The sequence below is a fragment of the Candidatus Bipolaricaulota bacterium genome, assembly GCA_035528115.1.
Taxonomy (GTDB): domain Bacteria; phylum Patescibacteriota; class Patescibacteriia; order UBA11705; family DATKZF01; genus DATKZF01.
This window is the reverse complement of record DATKZF010000002.1, coordinates 86,410-109,243: the sequence shown is the minus strand read 5'-3', so window position 1 is coordinate 109,243 and position 22,834 is coordinate 86,410. Positions and strand designations below refer to the sequence as shown.

General features: G+C 43.8%; 26 protein-coding genes. 11 read left to right on the top strand and 15 right to left on the bottom strand.

The features are described from left to right. The first annotated feature begins 81 nt into the window (after positions 1-81). A complete protein-coding gene (locus VMX18_01875) occupies positions 82-495 on the top strand; it encodes a hypothetical protein (protein HUT22138.1) in 414 nt (137 codons plus the stop codon). 265 nt (positions 496-760) lie between these two features. Here VMX18_01875 and dut read toward each other — a convergent pair whose 3' ends face one another. From dut to VMX18_01845, 6 genes are all read right to left on the bottom strand, one after another. Further along, positions 761-1,195 carry a dUTP diphosphatase gene (gene dut, locus VMX18_01870; protein HUT22137.1) on the bottom strand — a complete coding sequence of 145 codons (435 nt, stop codon included), beginning with the start codon at positions 1,193-1,195 and terminating at the stop codon, positions 761-763. Next, complete coding sequence (locus tag VMX18_01865; protein HUT22136.1) at positions 1,170-1,739, bottom strand: AAA family ATPase; 570 nt, start codon at positions 1,737-1,739, stop codon at positions 1,170-1,172. Before VMX18_01865 ends, dut begins: the two co-directional genes overlap by 26 nt. Before the next feature lie 16 nt (positions 1,740-1,755). Next, on the bottom strand, positions 1,756-2,238 hold the full coding sequence (locus VMX18_01860; protein HUT22135.1) for a deaminase: 483 nt from the start codon (positions 2,236-2,238) through the stop codon (positions 1,756-1,758). After that, the gene (gene dcd, locus VMX18_01855; GenBank protein HUT22134.1) at positions 2,235-2,891 is read right to left on the bottom strand and encodes a dCTP deaminase; all 657 of its coding nucleotides are present in this window, start codon (positions 2,889-2,891) and stop codon (positions 2,235-2,237) included. Before dcd ends, VMX18_01860 begins: the two co-directional genes overlap by 4 nt. A gap of 7 nt (positions 2,892-2,898) precedes the next feature. Next, entirely contained in the window at positions 2,899-3,414 is a 516-nt protein-coding gene (locus VMX18_01850; protein ID HUT22133.1) for a dihydrofolate reductase family protein, read from the bottom strand. A gap of 221 nt (positions 3,415-3,635) precedes the next feature. After that, the gene (locus VMX18_01845; GenBank protein ID HUT22132.1) at positions 3,636-4,466 is read right to left on the bottom strand and encodes a thymidylate synthase; all 831 of its coding nucleotides are present in this window, start codon (positions 4,464-4,466) and stop codon (positions 3,636-3,638) included. Between the two features lie 176 nt (positions 4,467-4,642). Here VMX18_01845 and VMX18_01840 point away from each other — a divergent pair, with 176 nt between their 5' ends. Continuing rightward, positions 4,643-5,830, top strand: a complete 1,188-nt coding sequence (locus VMX18_01840; GenBank protein HUT22131.1) for a hypothetical protein — start codon at positions 4,643-4,645, stop codon at positions 5,828-5,830. After that, positions 5,818-6,513, top strand: a complete 696-nt coding sequence (locus tag VMX18_01835) for a Type 1 glutamine amidotransferase-like domain-containing protein (protein HUT22130.1) — start codon at positions 5,818-5,820, stop codon at positions 6,511-6,513. Before VMX18_01840 ends, VMX18_01835 begins: the two co-directional genes overlap by 13 nt. Before the next feature lie 42 nt (positions 6,514-6,555). Here the strand turns inward: VMX18_01835 and VMX18_01830 are convergent, their stop codons facing one another. Continuing rightward, positions 6,556-7,815, bottom strand: coding sequence for a methionine adenosyltransferase (locus VMX18_01830; protein ID HUT22129.1), 1,260 nt, complete (start codon positions 7,813-7,815; stop codon positions 6,556-6,558). 214 nt (positions 7,816-8,029) lie between these two features. Between VMX18_01830 and serS the strand changes: the two genes are divergently transcribed. Continuing rightward, complete coding sequence (gene serS / locus VMX18_01825; protein HUT22128.1) at positions 8,030-9,322, top strand: serine--tRNA ligase; 1,293 nt, start codon at positions 8,030-8,032, stop codon at positions 9,320-9,322. 141 nt (positions 9,323-9,463) lie between these two features. Here the strand turns inward: serS and rplA are convergent, their stop codons facing one another. From rplA to gyrB, 5 genes are all read right to left on the bottom strand, one after another. Further along, positions 9,464-10,147 (bottom strand): 50S ribosomal protein L1, encoded by a 684-nt coding sequence (rplA, locus tag VMX18_01820; protein HUT22127.1) that lies wholly within the window; start codon positions 10,145-10,147, stop codon positions 9,464-9,466. Positions 10,148-10,207: 60 nt separating this feature from the next. After that, positions 10,208-10,630, bottom strand: coding sequence for a 50S ribosomal protein L11 (gene rplK / locus VMX18_01815; GenBank protein HUT22126.1), 423 nt, complete (start codon positions 10,628-10,630; stop codon positions 10,208-10,210). Positions 10,631-11,004: 374 nt separating this feature from the next. After that, entirely contained in the window at positions 11,005-11,547 is a 543-nt protein-coding gene (gene nusG / locus VMX18_01810; GenBank protein ID HUT22125.1) for a transcription termination/antitermination protein NusG, read from the bottom strand. Between the two features lie 28 nt (positions 11,548-11,575). Further along, positions 11,576-11,764 carry a preprotein translocase subunit SecE gene (secE, locus tag VMX18_01805; GenBank protein HUT22124.1) on the bottom strand — a complete coding sequence of 63 codons (189 nt, stop codon included), beginning with the start codon at positions 11,762-11,764 and terminating at the stop codon, positions 11,576-11,578. A gap of 197 nt (positions 11,765-11,961) precedes the next feature. Then, entirely contained in the window at positions 11,962-14,010 is a 2,049-nt protein-coding gene (gene gyrB, locus VMX18_01800) for a DNA topoisomerase (ATP-hydrolyzing) subunit B (GenBank protein ID HUT22123.1), read from the bottom strand. A 207-nt stretch (positions 14,011-14,217) separates the two neighbouring features. Between gyrB and VMX18_01795 the strand changes: the two genes are divergently transcribed. The 7 genes from VMX18_01795 to VMX18_01765 all read left to right on the top strand — a co-directional run bounded on the left by VMX18_01795 (position 14,218) and on the right by VMX18_01765 (position 20,167). Beyond that, positions 14,218-15,168, top strand: coding sequence for a hypothetical protein (locus VMX18_01795; GenBank protein ID HUT22122.1), 951 nt, complete (start codon positions 14,218-14,220; stop codon positions 15,166-15,168). Between the two features lie 85 nt (positions 15,169-15,253). Then, a complete protein-coding gene (gene rodA / locus VMX18_01790) occupies positions 15,254-16,351 on the top strand; it encodes a rod shape-determining protein RodA (protein ID HUT22121.1) in 1,098 nt (365 codons plus the stop codon). Between the two features lie 54 nt (positions 16,352-16,405). Further along, complete coding sequence (locus VMX18_01785) at positions 16,406-16,729, top strand: hypothetical protein (protein HUT22120.1); 324 nt, start codon at positions 16,406-16,408, stop codon at positions 16,727-16,729. Positions 16,730-16,731: 2 nt separating this feature from the next. Next, positions 16,732-17,430 carry a 50S ribosomal protein L25 gene (locus tag VMX18_01780; protein ID HUT22119.1) on the top strand — a complete coding sequence of 233 codons (699 nt, stop codon included), beginning with the start codon at positions 16,732-16,734 and terminating at the stop codon, positions 17,428-17,430. Between the two features lie 82 nt (positions 17,431-17,512). Then, complete coding sequence (locus VMX18_01775) at positions 17,513-18,586, top strand: DUF3048 domain-containing protein (protein HUT22118.1); 1,074 nt, start codon at positions 17,513-17,515, stop codon at positions 18,584-18,586. 5 nt (positions 18,587-18,591) lie between these two features. After that, positions 18,592-19,284, top strand: coding sequence for a hypothetical protein (locus VMX18_01770; GenBank protein HUT22117.1), 693 nt, complete (start codon positions 18,592-18,594; stop codon positions 19,282-19,284). Between the two features lie 163 nt (positions 19,285-19,447). Next, on the top strand, positions 19,448-20,167 hold the full coding sequence (locus tag VMX18_01765) for a hypothetical protein (protein HUT22116.1): 720 nt from the start codon (positions 19,448-19,450) through the stop codon (positions 20,165-20,167). A 61-nt stretch (positions 20,168-20,228) separates the two neighbouring features. Here the strand turns inward: VMX18_01765 and prmC are convergent, their stop codons facing one another. The 3 genes from prmC to rpmE form a co-directional block, all read right to left on the bottom strand. Beyond that, entirely contained in the window at positions 20,229-21,071 is an 843-nt protein-coding gene (gene prmC / locus VMX18_01760; protein HUT22115.1) for a peptide chain release factor N(5)-glutamine methyltransferase, read from the bottom strand. Between the two features lie 38 nt (positions 21,072-21,109). Then, entirely contained in the window at positions 21,110-22,180 is a 1,071-nt protein-coding gene (gene prfA / locus VMX18_01755; protein HUT22114.1) for a peptide chain release factor 1, read from the bottom strand. Between the two features lie 232 nt (positions 22,181-22,412). Further along, positions 22,413-22,685, bottom strand: a complete 273-nt coding sequence (gene rpmE, locus VMX18_01750; protein HUT22113.1) for a 50S ribosomal protein L31 — start codon at positions 22,683-22,685, stop codon at positions 22,413-22,415. Between the last annotated feature and the right edge of the window lie 149 nt (positions 22,686-22,834).

The window sequence follows — 22,834 nt, the reverse complement described above, 5'->3', positions numbered from 1 at the left end:
GTAGTAAACATATAATATTGCCCGAGAAAACGGGTGAACACCGCAACTATTGATGACTGAGGGGGGTGGACAATGCCGAATGTGTTGGTGATTGGATACAATCGGGCCGCGGCCGGAAGCGCGCAAGCATGGTGTCGAGAGTGTCTGAAGGAAGATTTCGACTACATTGACGAGCGGGAGCTGCGAGCTCAGCTCGACAATGGAGGCATCAATTTGCCTCCGGGAGTCGATCTCGTCATCCTCGCGGAATGGGGGCGGGAGCATCGAATGCTCACGCCGCTCGTCTTGGAGATTCACCAGGCGGCGATCAGGCAGGAGATCCCGCTGTTGGTGGTTTCTGTCAATCACAATCTGGATGAGCCGCAGCCGATTCGCGATCGCCAGGGTTTCCGGCACCTTATCCTGCCTGCCTATGCCGCGTTGTGGGCGTGGGCAATCTCCCGCGCGGTCGAGGCCATCTGCGACGACCGCGAGCCGATTTCGGCGATCGGCTAGAGATCCGTCGCGATAACGACGTTAGGCCCAAAAGAGCCAGGTCAGACTTGGCTCTTTTTTAATTTTAAATATTAAATTAGGGGGTGTTACGAATTACAAGATTCCATTTAGCTTCTATGTTATTTGTTACGAATTACAATATTCTATTTAGCTTTTAGGTTATCTGTTACGAATTACAATATTTTTAGGAATAAAGCTATAAGTGAATGTACTTTTTAACAACCGTTTAAAAGCCAAATAGAATATTGTAATTCGTAACAATGTTTCATGAATCGCCTGTAGATCCGAAGCCGCCTCGCGATTTGTCGGAAATTTTTTCGACTTCTTCGAAGTCGACTTTTTCAACGGGCGCCAAGAGCGCTTGGCAGAGCCGTTCGCCGCGTTTGATTTTTACCGGCTCGTCTGTAATGTTATAAAGACTTAAATTTATTTCATCTTCAGATCCGCAAAAATCTTGATCGATGATGCCGATGTTGTTTGACATGGTCAGGCCTTTTTTAGCGGTCAGACTTGATCGATTGGCAATGATTAAGGCAAATCCAGCCGGCACTTCGATAATCAGATTGCTCGGCACTTTGTCGATTGATCGCGCGGGAATTTCCTTGTCGATTCGAGAATACAAATCAAAAGCGACCGAACCGGCCGTTTGATATTTCGGCAATGGCAGGGTTTTATCAATTCTGCTTATTTTTATCTTCATATTTTTCCACCAAGCTGTCGATTTGCTCGAACAGTTTGTCATGAGAGCCGTTGTTGTCTATTTTTTCTTTGGCGTCTTGCGCGACAACGCGAATGCTTTTCTCATTTTCGTTCTCATGGTCTTTTTTGAATTCTTCAAATGTTTTGATTTGGTCATCCGTGTTTTCCGCGCGTTCCACGATTCTTTTATGGCGCGTTTTCATGTCCGCAACGATACTGACCAGAATAAACCCGGGCAATTGTTTCAAATGAATAATGTCATCGGGCCGCCTGATGCCGTCCACGCAGATTATTTCCGCCGGATCGTCCTCGACTTCTTTGGCCATGACCTGAGCGAACAAATCCTGTCCGAAGCGGTTTCTTAAAATGGTTGACAGGTCCTGCAGGTTTTCGCGGCTTTGTTCCAAATACAAACGATCCGTTATGTCTCTTAAAATAGTGGAGTAGCGATGATAACCGGCCGCGTATTTATTGATCAAATAATCGCAAGCCGTGCCTTTGCCGCTGGCGATTTCGCCGACAAAACCGAAAATTATTTTGTTCATAAGATGATATTGATTATTATTTTCTGGCGAAAATCGCGTGAGCGTTTTCCAAAAGATATACGTCTTTAATGCCGTGCTCAATCATTTTATTCCAGCAAGACTCGCAACACCACCAATGCCCATACAAATATAGATCCGCGTCGAGAACGTCCAGCCCTTCTTTAATCGCTTGCGATACAGCGCGGAATTCCGCGTGCTGTTTGTGGTCGGCGCAGCCAGGGCAGAGAAAATAGCCTTTGCCGCTGGGAATTCTTAAAATTCTTCTCACGCAGTATTTTGAATGAAGTTTAAGCAAAGTCGGGTTTTCAAGCTTGGCTTTATTCGCCGAGCGATAAATTACGGTTTCATTTTTGACAATGACGGCGCCGGTGGGATTCATCAAGTCAGTGGAATCATTGTCTCGAATTTCTTGAGCCGCGCGAATAAAAATATTGTTCTCGGGAACATAAAGGATTTTCTTGCCTTCGGGCAGATAAGGATAAACTATTGAATCGCTCATAGATTTTGATATTTGCTTTTCAGCTCGTCGATTTTGCCCGCCTTGATCAAGTCGATTTCTTCCTGGCTGTCGGACTTGGCTTCCAGACCGTAAGGAGTGGCTTCATTGTATTTGGCGTCTTGCAGACCGTGCTTTTTGGCTTCTTCGACGCTGAGCGGCGACTTTAATTCGAAAAACTGCAATTGGCAAATGCGCTCGCCCGGATAAAGCCTTAAAATGTGGTTGGTGTTATTGACCATGGGAATGATCAAATGTCCGCTGTAATGAACATCGACCGCGCCGCCCGTGATTTGCAAACCGCGTCTTAGGGCCGTGCTTCGAGGCTGCAGGTTGCCCACGATATTGTCGTTATTCAAACTGATTTTTTCCAAAGTGGAAATCATGATGAATTCATGCGGTAAAATTTCGAAATATTGTCCGGGTTTTAATTTGATCAATTGCAGTTTATCCTGCGGCGCGTGGTAATCAAGGTAATCGGCTGACATGGCCACCCGGCCTTGTTCATTTAATTTCCAAGAAACCGGAATGTAAAACGAATGGCCGAGCCGAAGATCGATTGAATTGGGTTGAATCTGAAAACCATCGAGGTTCGGTTCGAAGGTAATTTTGTTTTCTTTGAGCAAATCGAGCAATGTTTTTTTGTCGAGCAGCATATTGTTATTATTTTATGACTTGATAATGCAAATTCACCGCGTTTTCGTTTATTTTTTTTATTTCCAAAAGCCGCAAATTCAAATCGGTTTTTACGTTGTTGAATAGATTCAGTCCGCTACCGAAAATTTTCGGCTCGACCGTCAACATTATTTCATCAATCAGGTTTTGTTCAAGGAAAAGGGAATTGATCGCCGCGCCGCCGCCGAGAATCGCATTTTTAAATCCTTTGTTTTTCAATTCTTCGATTATTTCTTTGGGCGATAGATCCGTGAATTCCAGTGAGCCGGGAATGGCTTGGCCTTGTTTTTCCTTGGCTTGAGAAGTAATGACCAAATTCAATCTGCCCGGCAGAGGTTTGCCAATGGTTTCAAAAGTTTTTCGGCCCATGATAATTACGCCGGCCTCTTTGGTTTTTTCAACGAAAAGTTTTTTGTCTTCGACGGACGTCCAGTCAGCCAAATGCGATTCGTCTTTGGCGATTTTTCCATCAGCCGTGATGGCCATCATTAGTGTTATGTTCATATATTCAATGAGGATTTGTTACGAATTACATTCACTAAATAGCTCTTAGTTTGTATTGTTACGAAGTACATGAACCTATAGCTTTATGCCTAAGAATATTGTAATTCGTAACAAATCACCTAAAAGCTAAACAGAATCTTGTAATTCGTAACAGATAACCTGTAAGCTTATTAGTTTCTTGTAATTCGTAACACAACTTTATGCCATGCCGACTATTTTCTTTATAAAACAATTTTCATTCCTTTAATCGGTCCCAGCGGATTATATTGCGCTTCCAATTTGCCCGCGATTTCAGCCACCAAGGATTCGTCTCCTTTTTCCGCGCGATCGAAATAATCGGGTTGAGCCTCTAGATAGATATTGGGATGGTTGTTTTCTCTCTCGACCAATTCCCAGGCTTGCCGATAATGCGTGTCGTAAATGTGCGCGTTGCTGATGGTGTGGGTGAGTTTGCCGGGTTTGACGCCCAGCTTGGCCGCCAAAATGGCTTGCAAAACTCCAAAGCCGGCCACGTCATGCGGACAGCCCAGCATCATGTCGTTTGATCTGACCACGCTGTGGATATGCAATTTATTGCCGATGATGTTGACCGTGAAAGTGTAGGGACAGGGCACGTTTTTTTTACTTTCCGGATTGCCCAGGCCGTCTTCTCGCGGATCCCAAGTGATGATCACGCCGTGCCGAGAGCCCGGCTGGCCGGCCAAATGTTCAATCAACAATTTCAATTGATCCCTGCCGAAAGCTTTTCGCCAGCGATAGCCGTAAGCGGCCGGAATAGTGCCGTCTTCTTCGGTGAAGTCTTTCCAGATTTGAGTGAATTTATTGACGTAGTCGTCCGGGTTTTTCGAGCCCATGATAAACCAGATTTGTTCGGCCACGAAAATTTTGATGGGAATTTTTCTTAAAGTCAAAAGAGGGAAGCCGTTGTCGAGTTCAAAAGTCAGGCCCGGAATGATTTTGCAGCTGTGTCCGGTGCGCTCGTTGTACTCTTCAAAGCCTTCGTTCATTATTTTTAAAATCCCGTCGCGATAGAGTCGGTCGAATTGAGTCATATGTTTTTATGGTGAATAGATAGAGAAACAGAAAGGGCGGCTTTCTGTTTTATCGGCAGTATAATTTTAGCAAATTAATCGCTGAAGGCAAAGTGGAAAAGTGGCGTTTGACAAAATCGCTAATTGTCGTTAAATTATATTGGTAGTACATTAAAATTATAACTGGAGATTTATCCATGTCTGAAAAGATGAAGACCTGTGATCTTGCTGGTGTCGTAAGCGAATTCATGGTGAAAAGAGGGTGGCAAGTCCGTGCTTGCGAAGGTTGTGGGAGGACTTTTTTCTTTAAGCGTTTAGCCAAGATAGAGACCTCAAGCTGCGGTTGGCATCAGTGCGATAAGAGGGTATTAGCTTTTCTTAATTTCTCAAAGCGAAAGAAAATGCTGCCCCCTGCAAAAATCAATGCAATGATGAGAGAGTACTTTGTTTCGTCCGGCTTCAAACTGTCTCCTCCTCTAAAGATAGCAAATTTAGAGGGGCAAACCGACCTTGTGGTGGCTGGTGTGCAGATGTTTGACGACGTCATACATAAAGGTCAGCAGACACGGGAATGTAAGCTATTCGTCTCCCAGCCCTGTGTACGCATGCAATTTCAGCCATATGTCGAGTCACAAAACGGGACTTCCACTTCTTTTGTAAATGTGTGTACCGAGAAGATGGGAGCCACCCTTGACGAGCATTTGCAGATAGTAGATTGCTGGTGCACGATGCTATCAAGGCTTGGCCTTCACATGAATGATTTCATCGTTGTCATGAGAACATCTGCCAATGATTGGGGAACGGGCCAGTTTTCCGCGCTGGAGCTTTTTTTCTCTTATGGAGGACTTGAGCTTGGGGACGCTGCTTACATGCAGATACCTCAAGCAAATCGAGCGTCGATTCCCATTAGCGATGTTGGGTTTGGTCTTGAGAGAATTGCCTGGGCAATAAATAAGACCGATTCTTACTTCGATTTGTTGATTCCTGGGACATCAGATGGGGCAAGGGAAATGTTCGACTTGTACCGAACGTTGTCACTCATCGTATTGTGTGGGGTACAAGCGACAAACAAGGGGCCTGGTCTTCAGTTCAGACGTATCGCCAAAATGCTCAGTGAGAAGTATTTTGACAAGAATCTATTCCGTATCCTGTTGTACTATTTCGATTACTGGGGTCAGTTCCTTACCCCGTTCGTTTCTAGAGAATCCGCCGTTCAGTTGGCACGGCTGGAAATTGAAAGGTTCATTAACCTGAGGGTTTGCAAGAAGCTAAATCTGCCGCAACCTCGCGACGAAACGACGGAAGACTATTTTAATCGCTTGGTGTATGCTCATAAAATCAACATTTGCGAGCTACGTAGAGCGATACAAACATGCAAAAAATAAAGGAGAAAAACCGAATATATTTGTCGGGGGGTGGCAATGAGAAACAATCATTCCTCCTTGACAAATTTTTTTTTAGCACATTGCCTGTAAATGGGCGTTTTTTATATGTGCCAATTGCTCTTCGTGATTCTAAGATTTATCTCACAGTGCGCTTGTGGATGAATAGCGTTATTAAACTTCATGAGAGAGATGATATTCAGTTTGAGGTAATTGATGATCCTTCTAAATATAAATTTAATTATTTAATAAATTTTAACGGCATTTATATAGGCGGAGGTAATACGTGGGATTTAATGGATGAACTCAAAAACTCAGGTTTTGCTGACGCATTGATTAAATACTATAAATCAGGAGGGCAAGTATATGGAGGAAGTGCAGGAGCAATTATTTTGGGGAAAAGAATTGATACTCAAGATGACAAAAATAAGATAGGATTACAAGATAATGCAGGATTAAACCTTTTACATGATTTTTCTGTCGCATGTCATTTTAAGAATAATCAGAACAATCGTTTTAAATCATGGGCAATGAATAACAATTTGCCTATTGTATGTTTGTCTGAAGGAGCAGGTATGATTATAGAAAATAATGTCGCATCATGTATTGGAGAGCGATTCTGTACGATATATTCTGCCACTGGGGTAAAGACAGATATTAGTTCAGGAGGATTATTTAATCTATAAAAAGAGCCCGTATCTGTGACACAGGCGCGAAAGTTGCAATTTTCAGTATAAATTGAGTTCTCCGTTAACGATCTTTTTAGTAACTTCGTTGGCACTGGCGAGGTTGCTCTCGATGATTGCTTCAATCATTTGGCGTTGAACAGAAGTTACGTTTCCACCGCAGACCTCAACACAGGCCAACCATGGATCTGATAGACTTCTACCCATTTGTGAAGTGAGGTAGACGTACACCTCAATCCCTATGAGCTTGAAGATTTCCTCGGAGATAAGGGAGCAGATTGCCGTGTACACCTTGCCTACGTGGTAGACAGGGTTTTTGCCACAGCAAGCCTCCATGCTCATGTGCCTGGTAAAGGGAATGACCCCATTGTACCGGTTTCCTCGCCCAACCACTCCTTCGTCACCGCTTTCGATTGCGCTCCCTGTTAGGGTGAGGTAATAATCTGATTTGCTCGGATTATCCCTCGTGTTGAGCGAGACAGTAACATCTAACTGCCCGAAACTTGAGATTACCAGTTGTCTGATCACATCTTGCAGTAATCTGAGTTTTTCGGTATAGAATTCTTTGGTTGGCGTGTAGATAGCAACAAAAGGAATGCAAACCGTAATGGCTATGCGTTTTTTTATGCGTCTAGCCATGACTTTAATGTCTGTACCCACATAGGGATGTCGTTTTTTGAATTCCGATCCATTTAATGTTGTTTCGATTAATATTACTATCTTTTCCGTAGTGCTAAGAGGGCTATATGCGACAGCCGTGGATGTGTCGTTGGCACGAAGGCTGTTGTCGTGAAATATGGCAAATTCTTTCTGCGGGATCTCGAAGAAAAACTGACGTTCGTTTTGCGTTGATCCGTCAGCTTCGTAGACAACGCCAGGACCTGGAGAAAAGTGAGTATTGTCAACAATCATGAGCCACCGATCAAGATCCAGTAATGGAAGCACAGCTTTGAGATGGTTGTATACTGTGCTTTTGACAATCTCCAGATACGGGATTGTTTCTTCTTGGTATCTCCTGGTGAAGCGACAATTTAGATAAAGCCTGATTGGCTCATTCATTTCACCGCCGCCGAATTTGACCTTCGCAGCCCCTCCTGACAGTGCGATTTTATCAACCATGTGCCGCAAGATGATGCCATAGCGTTCCAGAGAATACTGAGCATACGCTTGAGATACCTTTTCAGCGATTGTGTCGCAGAGCGTGTCTGGATGGCCGATTCCTTTACGTTCTACTACTTCAAATTCCGCATCATCGATACAGGGTGTTCCTGCCGAGAAAATATGTACGTTTTCCTTATCCATTTGGTCTATCTCCCAATGGTGGATTTTTGTTAATGTACTAACTATGATGGTGTAATGCAACGTATAATATTTATAAATTATCGTCAACCGCAGCTCTGTTTTATATTATGATTACAATTATGAAATAGAAATTTGTTGACAAAACAGTTAATTACTATTAATATATATTTTCGTCAGATGTCCGTTCCGGGCACCAACGATACCAAGGAGATAGATGATGTTGGACATTAGATTCATTCTCAGAAACATCGATTTGGTGAGGCAGAATACGCAGGAGCGTTATGCCAAGGCTGACGTCGACCAGGTTGTTGCTCTCTACGAGCAAACAAAACAGAAGAGGCGGAGTCTCGAAGAGGCTTTGCACCGATCTAATCAGATCTCCGGGCAGTTCAAGAGTGCCGATGGTGCAACTCAAGAAAGGCTCAAGTTGGAGGTTGCTAATCTCAAGAAAACCATAGCTTCCCTCAAGCAGGAAATCGCGGTTGTCGAGAAGGAGTATCTTGGGGAGGCAAGGAAAATCCCGAACCTTGCTGCTTCGGATGTGCCGCAAGGTAAGGACGAGAAAGGCAACGTCGCTATCAGATTCGTCGGAGAGACTACTAAATTCGGCTTCAGGCCGCTCGATCATATCGAACTCGGCAGGAGTCTGGATATCCTGGACTTTGAGGCTGCGGGGAAAGTCGCTGGCTCCAAGTTCTACTTTTTTAAGAACGAGGCAGTGCTCTTGGAGTTGGGGCTCATCCGTTACGCGCTTGAGCTTGCGCTCAAGTATGACTTCGTTCCAATGACGACGCCAGAACTTGTTCGAGACGAGATTATCACCGCTTCAGGGTTCTCTCCTCGGGGACCAGAGAGTCAGATCTATTCATTGACTGAAGGGGGAATGAGTCTCATCGGGACTTCCGAAATCACCATTGGTGGTTACATGGCGGATGCCGTGATTTCGGAAGAAGATCTGCCAATCAAGGTCGCGGGTGTTAGCCATTGCTTCAGGACCGAAGCTGGCAGCGGAGGACGCGAGAGCAGGGGGCTTTACCGCGTGCATCAGTTCAGCAAGGTGGAGCTCTATCAATTTGTGCATCCCTCGAAGAGTGCAGCCGCTCATGAAGAGATACTTTCGATAGAGGAAGAGTTTTGCCAGGATCTGAAGATTCCCTACCGCGTGTTGCTTATGTGTATGGGGGAGCTGGGAACCCCTGCTTACCGGAAGTATGATATCGAAGCGTGGATGCCCTGCATCGGCGAGGGAGGCGGGTATGGCGAAATAACCTCCGCATCAAACTGTACGGATTTCCAGGCGCGTCGACTGAACATCAAGTTCAGGAATAGCGCAACTGGCAAAAATGAATTCGTACACACACTCAACGGAACGGCGGTCGCAATTACTCGCGTGGTTCTTGCCATTCTTGAGAATAACCAGCAGGCTGACGGGTCAGTGCTCATTCCCGATGTCCTGCATGCATACACTGGCGTGCAGTCGATTAAACCAAAGAGTAAGAGATTTTGATCTCTTAAGAGTTCAAACTCTCGCATAGCTATGTTGTGTGAGAGTTTTTAAATACTTATTGAGAGATTCAGAGCTATAAACAAATCGAGATTATAGTCTTTGTCGATATATAAAAAAACCGGCTTGCGCCGGTTTTCGAAATTATTTCAATTCCACTTTCACGCTCGGTCCCATGGTCGAAGTCAGATAAGCCGTTTTGATGAAGATTCCTTTGATTCCATCCGGTTTCGAGTCTGCCACCGCTTTCATAAAGCTTCGGTAATTTTCAATAAGTTTGGTTTCGTCAAAAGAAGCTTTGCCGATGAGCTGATGCAGATTGCCCGTGTCGTCATTTTTAAAGGCGATTTTGCCGCCTTTCAATTCTTTGACCGCCTTGGCGACATTCGGCGTGACCGTTTCGTTCTTGGGGCTCGGCATCAAACCTTTTTGACCCAGCATTTTCGCGATGACCGCCAGCTTTTTCATCATTGAAGGCGGGGCTACCGCGATATCGAATTCTATTTTACCCGTTTTTTTCAATTCATTGATATCTTCTTCGCTGTAGACGAAATCCGCGTCCGCGCCCTTGGCTTCTTTGGCGTCATCTCCTTCGGCGAAGACCGCCACTTTGATCTTTTTGCCGATGCCGTGAGGCAGCACCACAGTGCCGCGAACTTGCTGTTCTCCCTTTTTCGGATCGATTCCCAATCTTAAGTGGATTTCAATGCTCGAGTCGAAGTTGCTTTGCGCCGTTTCTTTAACCAATTTCATGCCTTCTTCGACGGAATAGGTTTTGTCGATGTCGATTTTCTCCTTTAACGCGAGATATTTTTTTGATCTGGACATATTTGTTGTTGTGGTGCGATCGTTTCGCGCAACGGCGAAACTCCCACTTAATTAATTATATTATTCGACTTTAACGCCCATTTGTCTGGCCGTGCCCGCGATGGTTTTCATGGCGTTGTCCACATTGTCTGTGTTTAGATCGGGCAGTTTCGTTTCGGCGATTTGTCGCACTTGTTCTTTGGTGATTTTTCCTGCTTTATCAGTCAACGGATTTTTGGCGCCTTTTTTAATGCCCGCCGCTTTCATGATTAAAGTGGAGGCCGGAGGCGTTTTCAGGATAAAGTCAAAAGTTCTATCTTTATACACGGAAATTTCCACGGGGATGATGTCGCCGCCTTTTTCTTTGGTGGCTTCATTGAATCTGTTGCAGAAATCTTGGATATTCAAACCGTGTTGTCCGAGAGCCGGACCGACAGGGGGAGCGGGGTTGGCTTTGCCCGCCGGTATTTGCAGTTTGATTTTAGTGATTAATTCCTTCGCCATATGTTACAAATTATTACGGCTAGTTAGCTAGCCTTGGTTTATTTTTAATCGTTTATTACGAATAATTACAAATACGTTTACGTTTACGTTACAAATTATTACGGCTAGTTAGCTAGCCTTGGTTTATTGTTAATCTTTTATTACGAATAATTACAAATACGTTTACGTTGCGTTACAAATTATTGCGGCTAGTTAGCTAGCCTTGGTTTATTGTTTAATAATTTTGTTACGAATTACAATATTCTATTTAGCTTTCAGGTTATTTGTTACGAATTACAATATTCTTAGGTATAAAGCTATAGGTGAATGTAATTTGTAAAAATGCTCCATGTTACGTGATATGTGATACGTGTTACGTGCTCCATGATAAAATACTATACCTCCTTTATTTGCAGAGAGTCAAGTTCCACGGGAGTTTCGCGGCCGAACATGGATACCAGAACTTTAACCTTGCCTTTTTCTTCATTAATTTCATCGACTTTGCCGTCAAATCCTTTGAACGGACCATCAACGATTTTAACCGGATCGCCGGCGGAAAAAGGAATTTTATATTTTGGATCGGACACGCCCATTCGTTTTTTCAAACCTTTGATTTCCGCTTCAGAAACCGGAGTCGGCGTATTGCCAGTGCCGATAAAACCGGTGACGTTCGGCGTATTGCGGACGACATACCAAGAGTCATCGGTAACGATCATTTCCACCATCACATAGCCCGGGAATATTTTTTCCGTCACGATTTTTCGTTTGCCGTTTTTGATTTTTATTTTTTTCTCCGTGGGAATGAGGATGTTGAAAATCTTGTCTTCTATATCCATGGATTCGATTCTTTGCTGAAGATTTTCCGCCACATTTTCTTCATACCCGGAGTAAGTATGAATCACGTACCAATTACGTCCTCGGTCTATTTGTTTTGGCATATGTTTAATGATTTATTATTCGCGATGATTAAAGGAATAAACCGATTGCCCAGGAAAATAAAAAATCCAGGGCTCCCAAAAACAAGGCCACGCCCAAGCTGACGCCGATGACGATCATGGTGTGTTTCATGGTTTCCTTTTTGGTGGGCCATGATACTTTTTTCATTTCCGTTTTTGACTCTTTCAAATATTGTACGAGTCGATTGGTTTTTTCCATATGGGTTGATTATCAGCTTGGAAAAGACACTTCTTTTCGCGGCTGGGTTGTTTGATTATTTTTTGGTCTTAAAAATAGCCTTTTGACCGGCTATTTTTGATGCTTTTACTATACACTAATTTATCAATTAGCGCAAGTGGTCAAATAAAACGTTTTTTATAAGCATGAGCCCGTCATTTTACGACGGGCTTATTATCTTAAATATCAAGATTTTCCACGGATTTGGCGTGGGTTTGAATGAATTTTTTTCTCGGGCCGACCTCCGAACCCATTAAAATGTCGAAAATCTCATCGGCTTTTTCCGCGTCTTCGATCATCACTTGCTTCATGAATCTGGTCTCCGGGTCCATGGTTGTCTGCCACAGCTGATCCGGATTCATTTCTCCCAAACCTTTGTATCGCTGAATAGTCAGGCCTTGTTCGTTGATTGAGGAGTCTTCCGCGACCGGCGTTTCTTTTATTTTACTCGTGACTTTGGTTTTGGCCATGCGGCTTATGGCCGCATCTTTTTCTTGTTCGGTGTAAACATAGACCATCTCCTTGCCGCGTTTGATGCTGAAAAGCGGCGGCTGGGCGATGAAAATATGTCCTTTGGTGATTAATTCCGGGAAGTATCGATAAAATAACGTGAGCAGCAGCGTTCTGATATGAGCGCCGTCCACGTCCGCATCGGTCATGATGACGATTTTATTGTATCTTAGTTTCTCAATATCAAATTGTTCGCCGACATTGGTGCCCATGGCGATAATCATGGCTTTGATTTCCGTGTTCGCCAATATTTTATCCAGCCGCGCTTTTTCAACGTTGATGATTTTTCCGCGCAAGGGGAGTATGGCTTGAAATTCCCTGTTTCTGCCTTGTTTGGCGCTGCCGCCGGCCGAGTCTCCCTCAACAATGAAGATTTCGCAATTTTCAGCTTTTCTGCTGGAGCAATCCGCCAGTTTGCCGGGCAAGGCAAAACCGTCGAGCACGCCTTTTCTCAAAACGGTTTCTCTGGCCGCTCTGGATGCGCGACGCGCTTGCGCTGCCAGCAAGGCTTTGCCGATAATAGCTTCGGCGTCTCTTGGGTGTTCTTCAAGGAATGTTTCCAAGGCTTCGGATAAAACGGTGTCAACCGCGGGCCGCACTTCGGCATTGCCCAATTTGGCTTTGGTTTGTCCTTCAAACTGCGGATCTTTTATTTTGACATTGATAATGGCGGTCAATCCTTCTCGCGTGTCTTCGCCGGTCAAATTCTCGTCTTTTTCTTTCAAAATATTATGTTTTCTGGCGTATGAATTCAATGTCCTCGTCAAACCTGTTTTGAAGCCGATTAAATGAGTGCCGCCTTCCGGATTTTGAATATTATTCGTGAAGGCCAGCACGGTTTCTTGGTATTCGGCCGTATAGCGCAAAGCGATTTCTACATCTATTTCATCCATGGTTTTATTGACGTAAAAAATATTTTCGTGTTTGGATTCGTCGTTTCTGTTCAGCATTTTGACATAGGTCGCGATGCCACCTTCAAAATAGAAATTATAAAGCCCGGGATTTTTTTTATCCTTGATGTCGATGATCGTAAGTTTAACCCCTTTGGTTAAGAAGGCTTGTTGTCTTAAATGGCTCAGTATTTTTTCCCACTTAAATTCGGTTTCCGTGAAAATGGTGTCGTCAGGTTGGAAAGTGATTCGCGTGCCGTGGTCGAAAGATTCTCCCGGATCCAGGGGATCCATTTTGGATGGTTTGTTTATGGCTCCGACTTTCTTTACGTTTTTTTGCGGTTTGCCGATTTTATATTCTTGCTCGTACAAATAACCGTCTCGTTTTACTTCGGCTTTGGTCCATTTGGAAAGAGCGTTAACCACGCTGACGCCCACGCCGTGCAAGCCGCCCGATACTTTATACCCGCCTTGGCCGAATTTACCGCCGGCGTGCAAAACGGTCATGACGGTTTCCAGCGCTGATTTTTTCGTTTGTTTGTGAATATCAACCGGAATGCCGCGGCCGTTGTCCGTCACCTCGATCATATTGTCGGGCAAAATCCTGACGATGATATGATCGCAATAGCCGGCCATGGCTTCATCGATGGAATTGTCCACCACTTCCCAAATTAAATGGTGCAGACCTTCGCTGGACGTATTGCCGATGTACATGCCCGGTCTTTTTCTGACCGGATCCAGGCCTTCAAGCACAGTGATTTGTTCGGCCGTATAGGATATTTTCTGGTTGTCGTTTTTGGTTTTTACCGGAGGTTTTTTTAGGGGCATAAATATGCTGATTTATGAAAATTACTACAAGAACATTATAGCAGAGATTGAGAGGATTGTTAAGAGCTTTGTGATGGAGAATGAATTAGAGCTTGTAGCTTTTTAGCTTATTAGGTTGTAACCAGCTAAGAAGCTACAAGCTACCGCCTTATAAATTACCCATTACCAATTACCATTCACATAAAATTATGTTATAATAAATTTGATATGCCATTTTTCGTGAATAACGGAAAGCAAAAACAACCGCCAATGGCGGTCTCCGGAAAAAAAGAGGTTATCGCCGATTCCAAAAGTCCCCGGCAACAGGTTGATTCGAGATTGCAATTCGGCTATTGGTGGGTCGGCAACAAATCAACGGTAAAAAATATCGCTCTGATTTTCTTTTTAACCGTGGCCGGAGCGTTTTTATTGTACGGAATGTGGGGCGTCCTGGATTATTATGTGTTAAGTCATTCTGCCAATAAAAGATTGTATCAGCCCAGAGCCGTCAGTTTGAATTGGAATTATATTGATCAGATAAGCACTCCTTCCGGCATTGAGATAGATGATGTTAAGGTGCTTAAAGCGAAAGATAATTATGACTTGCTGTCGAAAGTATCGAACTTAAACGACAATTGGTATGTCAGAGAGTTAAGATATCATTTTGTCTTCGGCAATGAGAATACGGAAACGAAAACAGCTTTTGTTTTACCGGGTTCGGTCACTTATATCGCCGAACTCAATCAAAGCCGGCCGGCGTCCGGGCTGGCGGCTGAATTGGTGATTGATAGTCTCAAATGGAAAAAAGAACCGAATTTCCAGTTGTTGCAAGACGAGTTGCTCAGATTTGATGTCACCGATGTCGAGTACGTGCCGTCCGGTCAATCGGGAATCGAAGGCAGCCAGCCGATCAATCAGGTCAAATTCAAAATAAAAAATTCTTCTCCTCAAAATTATTGGGACGTGGATTTGATCATTTTATTGTATGGCGGCACGCAGCTTCGCGCGATCAACACTTTTCATCTGGACAGTTTGGACTCGCTCGAGCAGCGGGACATTACCATAAATTGGCCGGGCATTTTGCCGGCCGTAAACAAAGTGTCCGTGATTCCCCAGCTCGATATTTTGAATCCGGATTCCTTCAAAGGGTTTAAGGAAATTATCGGCGAGCAAAAATAAGGCCGAATTGACTTTGAGTCGACGCTTTCTTTGAGGCGTTTTTTTTAATATTGATAAAATGCCGCCGATGCCATAAGATGTTATTATGTACGGAATCATTCAAAAATTGAAAAAATTCGACTGGATTTTGTTCACGGCGATTTTTTTATTGCTCGTGCTCGGGCTTAGCGCCATTTACAGCGTTAGTTTGAATCAGGAAGGCGAGGGAGCGGCCGCATTCAATCGCCAGCTTATTTTCGTGGGCATCGGTTTGGCGGTTTTTTTCTTTTTCAGTTTTTTTAATTATATTTTTTTTCGTTCATACAGCCGCGTGATTTACATTTTAACCTTGATTTTGTTGTTTTTGGTTTTGATTTTCGGAGAGAATATCAGAGGCACGACCGGTTGGTTCGCCATTGGCAATTTCGGTTTTCAGCCGGTCGAGCTGGCGAAAATCGCTTTGATTTTTTTCTTGGCTAAATTTTTCAGCAATCGATACCAGCATTTCAATCAATTAAAACATGTGATCGTCAGTTTGGCCGGCGTTTTGATTTTTGTGATGTTGATATTGCTTCAGCCGGATTTGGGCTCGGCGATGGTGCTTGTCGCCATTTGGTTCGTGTTGCTTTTGACGACCGGAGTGAAGAAAAGATATATTGCCGTGTTGCTTTTGGCTGTTTGCGTTATCTCTATGTCGAGCTGGCTTTTCGTTTTAAAGGATTATCAAAAAGACAGGATTTTCACTTTCATGCATCCGGAGAACGACCCGCTCGGCAGCGGTTATAATGTGGCTCAGTCAATGATCGCCGTCGGTTCCGGGCAATTCTTGGGTAGGGGGCTGGGTTTCGGCTCGCAAAGCCAATTGCGTTTTATACCCGAGAGCCAGACGGATTTCATTTTTGCGGTTATTGCCGAAGAGCTTGGCTTTTTTGGAGTTTTTCTGGTGTTGGGGCTGTGGGGCGTGATTTTTTACCGTTTGGTTATCGCGGCCAAAAAAGCGCCGAATGACTTTGCCATGTTCGCGTTGCTCGGAATCACCGTATTATTCTTTTTTCATATTTTCGTTAATATAGGCATGAATATGGGCATGGTGCCGGTGACCGGAATTTCTTTGCCTTTGCTGAGCTCCGGAGGCAGCTTTTTATTGATAAGTTTGGCAATTTTGGGCGTTGGCGAGAGCATTATCGTGCGCAGCGATAAGTAATTATTCGCTTGACTGATTTATTTTTTTAAGTTATGCTTGTTCAATAAGGAGAGTATGTTATCACAAAATTCTTCATTAAAAATAATCAGCAATTGCCCGGTTTGCAAAGCGGTTTATTACCCTTCGGAGATAAATGTTGTCGATGAAAAGGAAAACGCGCATTTGCTTCATTTGCAATGCAGGAAATGTAAAAATTGTTTGCTGGTGTTGATTATCGCCGGAGCCAAGGGTATAAGCAGTGTCGGTCTGGTCACTGAATTGGATAGTGAAGAGGCGCTGAAATATTTGCGGGGCAATCCGGTGAGCGCCGATGAGGTTTTGGATATCAGAGAGAAGATTAATAATTCGAACAAATTTTTAGAAATAATAAAGAAATAATTATGCCATACGCGCTGGCCGTCGAAAATCGAGAATTGACGGGTAAAAAAGTCAAATCATTAAGGAAGAATAATCTCGTTCCGGGCGTTATTTATGGACCGGAATTAAAAGAGAACAAACTGGTTTCAATCGATCGAAGGGAATTGGATAAAGTGTACGACAAGATCGGAGAAAGCGGTTTGATCGAACTCAATATCGCCGGTTCAGCGAAGCCTATTGAAGTTTTGATCAAACACATCAGTTATGATTCGGTGAGCGACGCGCCGATGAGCGTTGATTTTTATCAAACCAAACGCGGACAAAAAATTGAAGCGGAGGTTGAAATTGAATTTATCAATGAAGCGCCGGTCGTTAAAGCTTATGGCGGCATTGTGATTAAAAATATCGATCGTCTTTCGATCCGTTGTTTGCCCGCGGATCTTGAAAAGGTGGCTGAGTTGAAGGTGGATCTTGGCGGGTTGAAAAATTTTGACGATTTGATTTACGTTAAAGATTTGAATCTGCCGGCGGAAATAGAGGTTTTGGACAAAATGGATGATGTCGTTGTGTTTGTCACCGAGCCTGAAGAAGAAAAAGTTGAAACTGCCGCTGTTTTGGAAGATGAAATGAAGAAGGTTGAAGTGGCCGGTGAAAAGGAAAAGGAAGAGGAAGGGGAGAAAGAAAATGAGAAAGGAAAAGAAAAAGGATCGTCCGGTAAATAATTGAAACGTTTGACCCAATGCGTTATTTAAAAAAATATGATAGAATAAAAGTGTCTTTAATGGACGCTTTTATTTTTTGCATATGAAAAAATCGGAAGAAAAATGGTATCGAAATAAAGATATTGTTTGGTTGTTGGTATACGGCGGAGCGCTGTTGATCGCCATCGGCGTTTTTTATTTGATTCCGCCGGCGTTGTCTTCGACGGAATCCGTTGAGCCGTCTGAAAAAAAAGAAAAGGCTGATTTGACGGCGGATTGCGAGTACCAAAGTCCGCTCGATGGAGTTTGTTTGGAAAATAAAGATTCGATGACACTTCGTCCGTTCGGCGTCATGGTGGAAAATAATATCGATGCCCGTCCCGTGTCCGGAATCGATCAAGCCAGCATTGTTTTCGAAGCGGTGGCCGAGGGCGCGATTACCAGGTTTTTGGCGATATTTCCGGGCATGGCCGAAGTTTCCCAAATCGGTCCGGTCAGGTCGGCGCGGCCTTATTACATAAATTGGGCGGAAGAGTTCGACGCGGTCTATGCCCACGTCGGCGGCAGTCCGCAAGCGCTCGATCAGCTCGGCTCGGCTGAGGTGAAAAATTTGGATCAATTTTATAATGGCAGATACTTTTGGCGCTCAGCGGATAGATACGCGCCGCATAACGTCTATACTTCGACGGAGCTTTTAAGGGACGCGCGCAGAAACAACGAATGGGATGACGGAGAAGAATTCGACGCTTGGCCGTTCAAAGACGATGCGGATAAAAACGATCGTCCGATTTCGCAATCGGTGACAGTGCATTACAACGCTTACAATTATGACGTGATTTGGGAATATGATCCTTTGGATAACGGTTATTTGAGATTTCAATCCGGAAAAATATATCGGACGCTTGCCGGTCAAAGCCTTAGCGCCAAAAACGTGGTCGTGGTTTACGCGGAGGTTGCCGTCATTGACGATTACGGCCGGTTGCGCACTCAAACCGTAGGGAGCGGACAAGCGGTGTTGTTCCAAGACGGTTTGGCCAAACCCGGCGTTTGGAAAAAAGAATCAAATCAGGATCGTTTGAGCTTTTTCGATGAGAGTGGAGAAGAATTTCAAATGAATCGCGGCAGAACATGGATTAATATAGTTCCCGATAATTATCAAGAGGCGGAGTATCAATGATTTTTATGTGGTCAAAAAGAGATAAAAAAAACGACGGAAAAAGAGACAATATTTATTTGATCGGTGTGGTGGTGATTTTTATCGCCGGTTTTGTGATTTATTTCGCCAATCTCAATAAACCTGAAAATCCCGATGCCGAGGATCCGGCCGAGCAATTTTATCAATTCGCCACGAATCAGGAAAACAATCCTTTTTATAGATTCAAACTAATGCAATTGGCCGAGGCCATCAAGGTCAAGGTTAAAGCGTCAGAGGCGCCGGCCGAGGAAGCGCTGGCGCCGGGTATTTATTTTTCGGAATACTTTTTAAAAGAAAATCCCGCCGAGACTTATAATAATATCAAAGACTTTTTATCGGATATCGACGCGTCCGCGGATCTTAAAATATCGGATTTGGCCGCAAAAAATTGTTTTGACATAAATATCGGCGTGGAAGACAGAGAAAAAACGCTGATTTTTTTAAAGGCGGAAGATGATGTTAAAGAATTGAATGCCATGGAGCCGCCGATTTGGCGAATTTGTTACAAGACGGCGTATTATCCGGAGCAATTATCGCAATCCTTCGCTTCTTATGATATAAATTTCGCGGAGAGTGAAGAAAAAACGGTCTATATCGCCAAAGCGGAAGGGGATTGGTCGGAGAGTTTTTTAAGCGAATTGGAATCAACATACAGCGACGTCATCAAGATTCAAAGATAAATCAAAATATGGCGGAAAAACGCGGGTGAAATAAAAATGCCGCGTTTTTGTATTATTAAACAGTTGCGAAAATCTCGAGATGTTTAATAATAAAAATTGGCGGCTGATCGCGTCTTTGCGGATAATAATTCTCGAAGCGTTCAGATCGGTTCGTCATGGATTTATGAAAAAACAAAAAATTAAGTTGGTCGTTTCATCTTCCGTGCTTTTCGTCTTGCTTTTTTCAACGAACGCTTTGGCGTTCGATGACGCCATGATGTTCGCGCAGGATTCCAAAGATGGCCTGGGCATGAGATTGAATAAGAATTTGGGTGATCAAACATTGGAAGGTTTTCAAGCAAAACTTGAAGACATGGTGACGGCCGGAAAAATTACTCAGCAAGAGATGATTGATAAATTGGCTAAAATGGAGCAAGCCGCCAAGTGGGACACGGAGCTTAAGGACAAAATTCTAGCCGCTCAGGCTGAATTGCTGGACATTTCCGTTGTTGAATTAAAAGACGCGCTTGACAATGGCTCCAAATTGCCGGATTTGGTCAAACAAGCGGGCTTCACGGCTCAGGAGTTTCATGACAAAATGGCCGAGAGAAGAAAGGCCATTCAAACCGCGCATTTGCAGGATTTGCTTTCATCAGGGTCCATTACGCGGGAGCAATACGATAAAATATCTTCAGCTCCGCAAATAGGCGAAATGAAAGGTCCTCGCGATAATTTCGCGATTGATTTCAGGTCGGATTTGCAGGAATTGGTGGATCAGAACGTAATTTCAAGCGATCAGGCGGATAGGGTTTCGGAGTTGCTTAAAAGCAAATTGGCTGATAATTTTGCCAATAAAACGCATCCCGTTTTTAACGGAACCAAAGCTTTTGGCAAAATCAGATAAATTCAGCTTTCTGAAAATAAAAAGACGGCCCGTCGCTCGAGAGCGGCGAGCCGTCTTTTGTTTATTTGAGTTTCACTATAACCAATCTATCGAGGCCGCATAAATCCTTTTTAATTAAGATTGATTTCGTTTCTAAAAAAGACCGAATAATTTTTTTGATCGCCCTGCTTTGGCCGGAATCAATTTCGAAAAACAGGTATTGAGGTTGATGTTTGGCAATCGCGATTTGCGATAGCAGTTTTTTATAAAAATACAGACCTTTTTCGGCGGCAATCAGCGCCGTTCTCGGCTCTTTTTTTATTTCCGGGAACGACTTGACGCTTTGTTTGTAAATCTCATTTGATAAATAAGGCAGATTGGCGCAAATGATCTCGGGTTTTCCATCGGCGACAGGCTTGGAAAGGTCGCCCGGGAAAAATTTGATCCTTGACGCCGTTTGGTTGCTTTTGGCGTTTTCCTTGGCGGTTTTTAGGGCTTTCTTCGAAGAGTCGGTCGCCAAGACTTGTTTGAATCCGTTTTTGGCCAAAGAGACCGCAATGCAGCCGGAGCCGGTTCCGATGTCCGCGACGACCAGATTTTTATTGAGTTTTAGAACTTCGTCAACCAAAAGTTCCGTTTCCGGCCGAGGAATCAACACTTGGTTATTTACTTTGAAATTCAATTTGTAAAATTCTTTTTGGCCGACAAGATAGGCGAGTGGCCGGTGATTTGATCGTTTCAAAATCAATTGATTGAATTTTTTCAGTTGCCAAGCGGTCAATTTTTTCTCCGGATAAGTATATAAAAATGCTTTATCTTTTTTTAAAACAAAGGCCAGCAAAATTTCAGCGTCAAGTCCTGAGCTGATGACTTTTTTCGTTTTCAGTTTTTGCGCGGCGACTACCAGCGCTTGTTTGATGTCCATACCTCAATTTTCATTTCCCGCTTTCCAATTCCCATGATTTATTTTTGTTTTTCCAGCCTTAATTTAACATCTTCTTCTTTGAGAGTTTTAATTATTTGCCCGATATTTCCATCCAAAATGGTTTGAATGTTCGACCAGTTTTGTTTGACGCGATGATCGGTGATGCGGTCTTGAGAAAAATTGTAGGTCCTGATTTTCTCGGATCTGTCTCCCGAGCCGACTTGCATTTTTCGATTTTGAGAAATTTCCTTGTGGTGTTTTTCTTCTCCCAGTTCAAGCAGTCTTGATCTTAAGACTCTCATGGCTTTTTCTTTGTTTTGAGATTGCGAACGTTCATCTTGGCAGGAGACCACGGTATTGGTGGGCAGGTGAGTGATCCTGACAGCCGAGTAAGTGGTGTTGACGCTCTGGCCGCCATGTCCGCCGGCGCAAAAAGTGTCTATTCTCAGATCTTTTTGATCTATTTTAATATCGACTTCTTCGGCTTGCGGCAGTACGGCCACCGTGGCCGTGGAGGTGTGCACTCGGCCTTGTTTTTCAGTCTCCGGCACTCTTTGGACGCGATGAACGCCCATTTCGTATTTCATGTCGGCGAAAACGCTTTTTCCTTTGATTTCGAAAATCACTTCTTTGAAACCGCCGATGCCGATTCTGTTGGCGCTAAGGAGCGATGTTTTCCAGTTTTTGCTTTCGGCGTATTTCGAATACATTCTGAAAAGATCGGCCGCGAACAGCGCGGACTCGTCGCCGCCCGCGCCGGCTCGGATTTCCACGATAACGTCTTTTTCGTCTCTCGGATCTTTGGGCAGAAGATGAATCTTGATTTGTTCGGCCATGATCGCGATTTTATTTTCCAAGTCTTCAATGTCGGCTCTCGCCAGTTCTTTCAGCTCTTCGTCCGAATTTTTGTCATCCAATGTTTCTTTGGCCTGCGCCAAGTTTTTTTGCGACTTTTCGTAGCCGCTGATAACCTCGATGATTTCGGTCAGCTTGGCGCGCTCACTGGCCGCGTTTTTTATTTTTTGAGGATCATTAATCACGGCCGGATTCTGCAAATCTTGCTCCAGCTTTTGAAATTGTTTTTTGATTTTATCAATTTGGTCTTTCATATATTTATTATATCAAATGCGTCTTTATTTCGCTAAGCGCGGAAAGGCCTGCCGGCAGGCAGGGCAGGCAATCTTTCCGCTGGGAATGGTTGGATGCTGTCGCGGCGGCGCCGGCCGCCACCTCCAAATCCAGCGGAGAGCTCGTCTCTCCGCTCTCCGTTTTATGTAATCTAAACAAAAATCTCCTTTCAATTTTGCGCGAAACAAAAAATCGGAAGGAGATTTTGATATGCTACTTTTTGGTTTTTTTCTTCTGATCTTTGACTTTCCTTTTTACGGTTTTCTTTTTCGAGCCAGTTGTGGTCTTTTTGGCCAGGCGGTCTTTGAATTTTTCCACTCGCCGCGCCGTATCCATGATTTTTTGTTTGCCCGTAAAAAACGGATGGCACATGGAGCAAAGCTCGGTTTTGATTTCTTTTTCGCTTGAGCCCGTCACAAAACTGTTACCGCAAGCGCATGTAACTTTGGCGTCTTTATAATATGTCGGATGAATGTCTTTCTTCATACATTACGAATATTTACGGCCGCATGGCCAGCCTTGGTTATTGGCGTTATTAATTATATTACAAATGGTTACAAATATAATTTTATGGATGACGAATATTTACGGCCGCATGGCCAGCCTTGTTATTGGTTTTATGAATAGTTACGAAT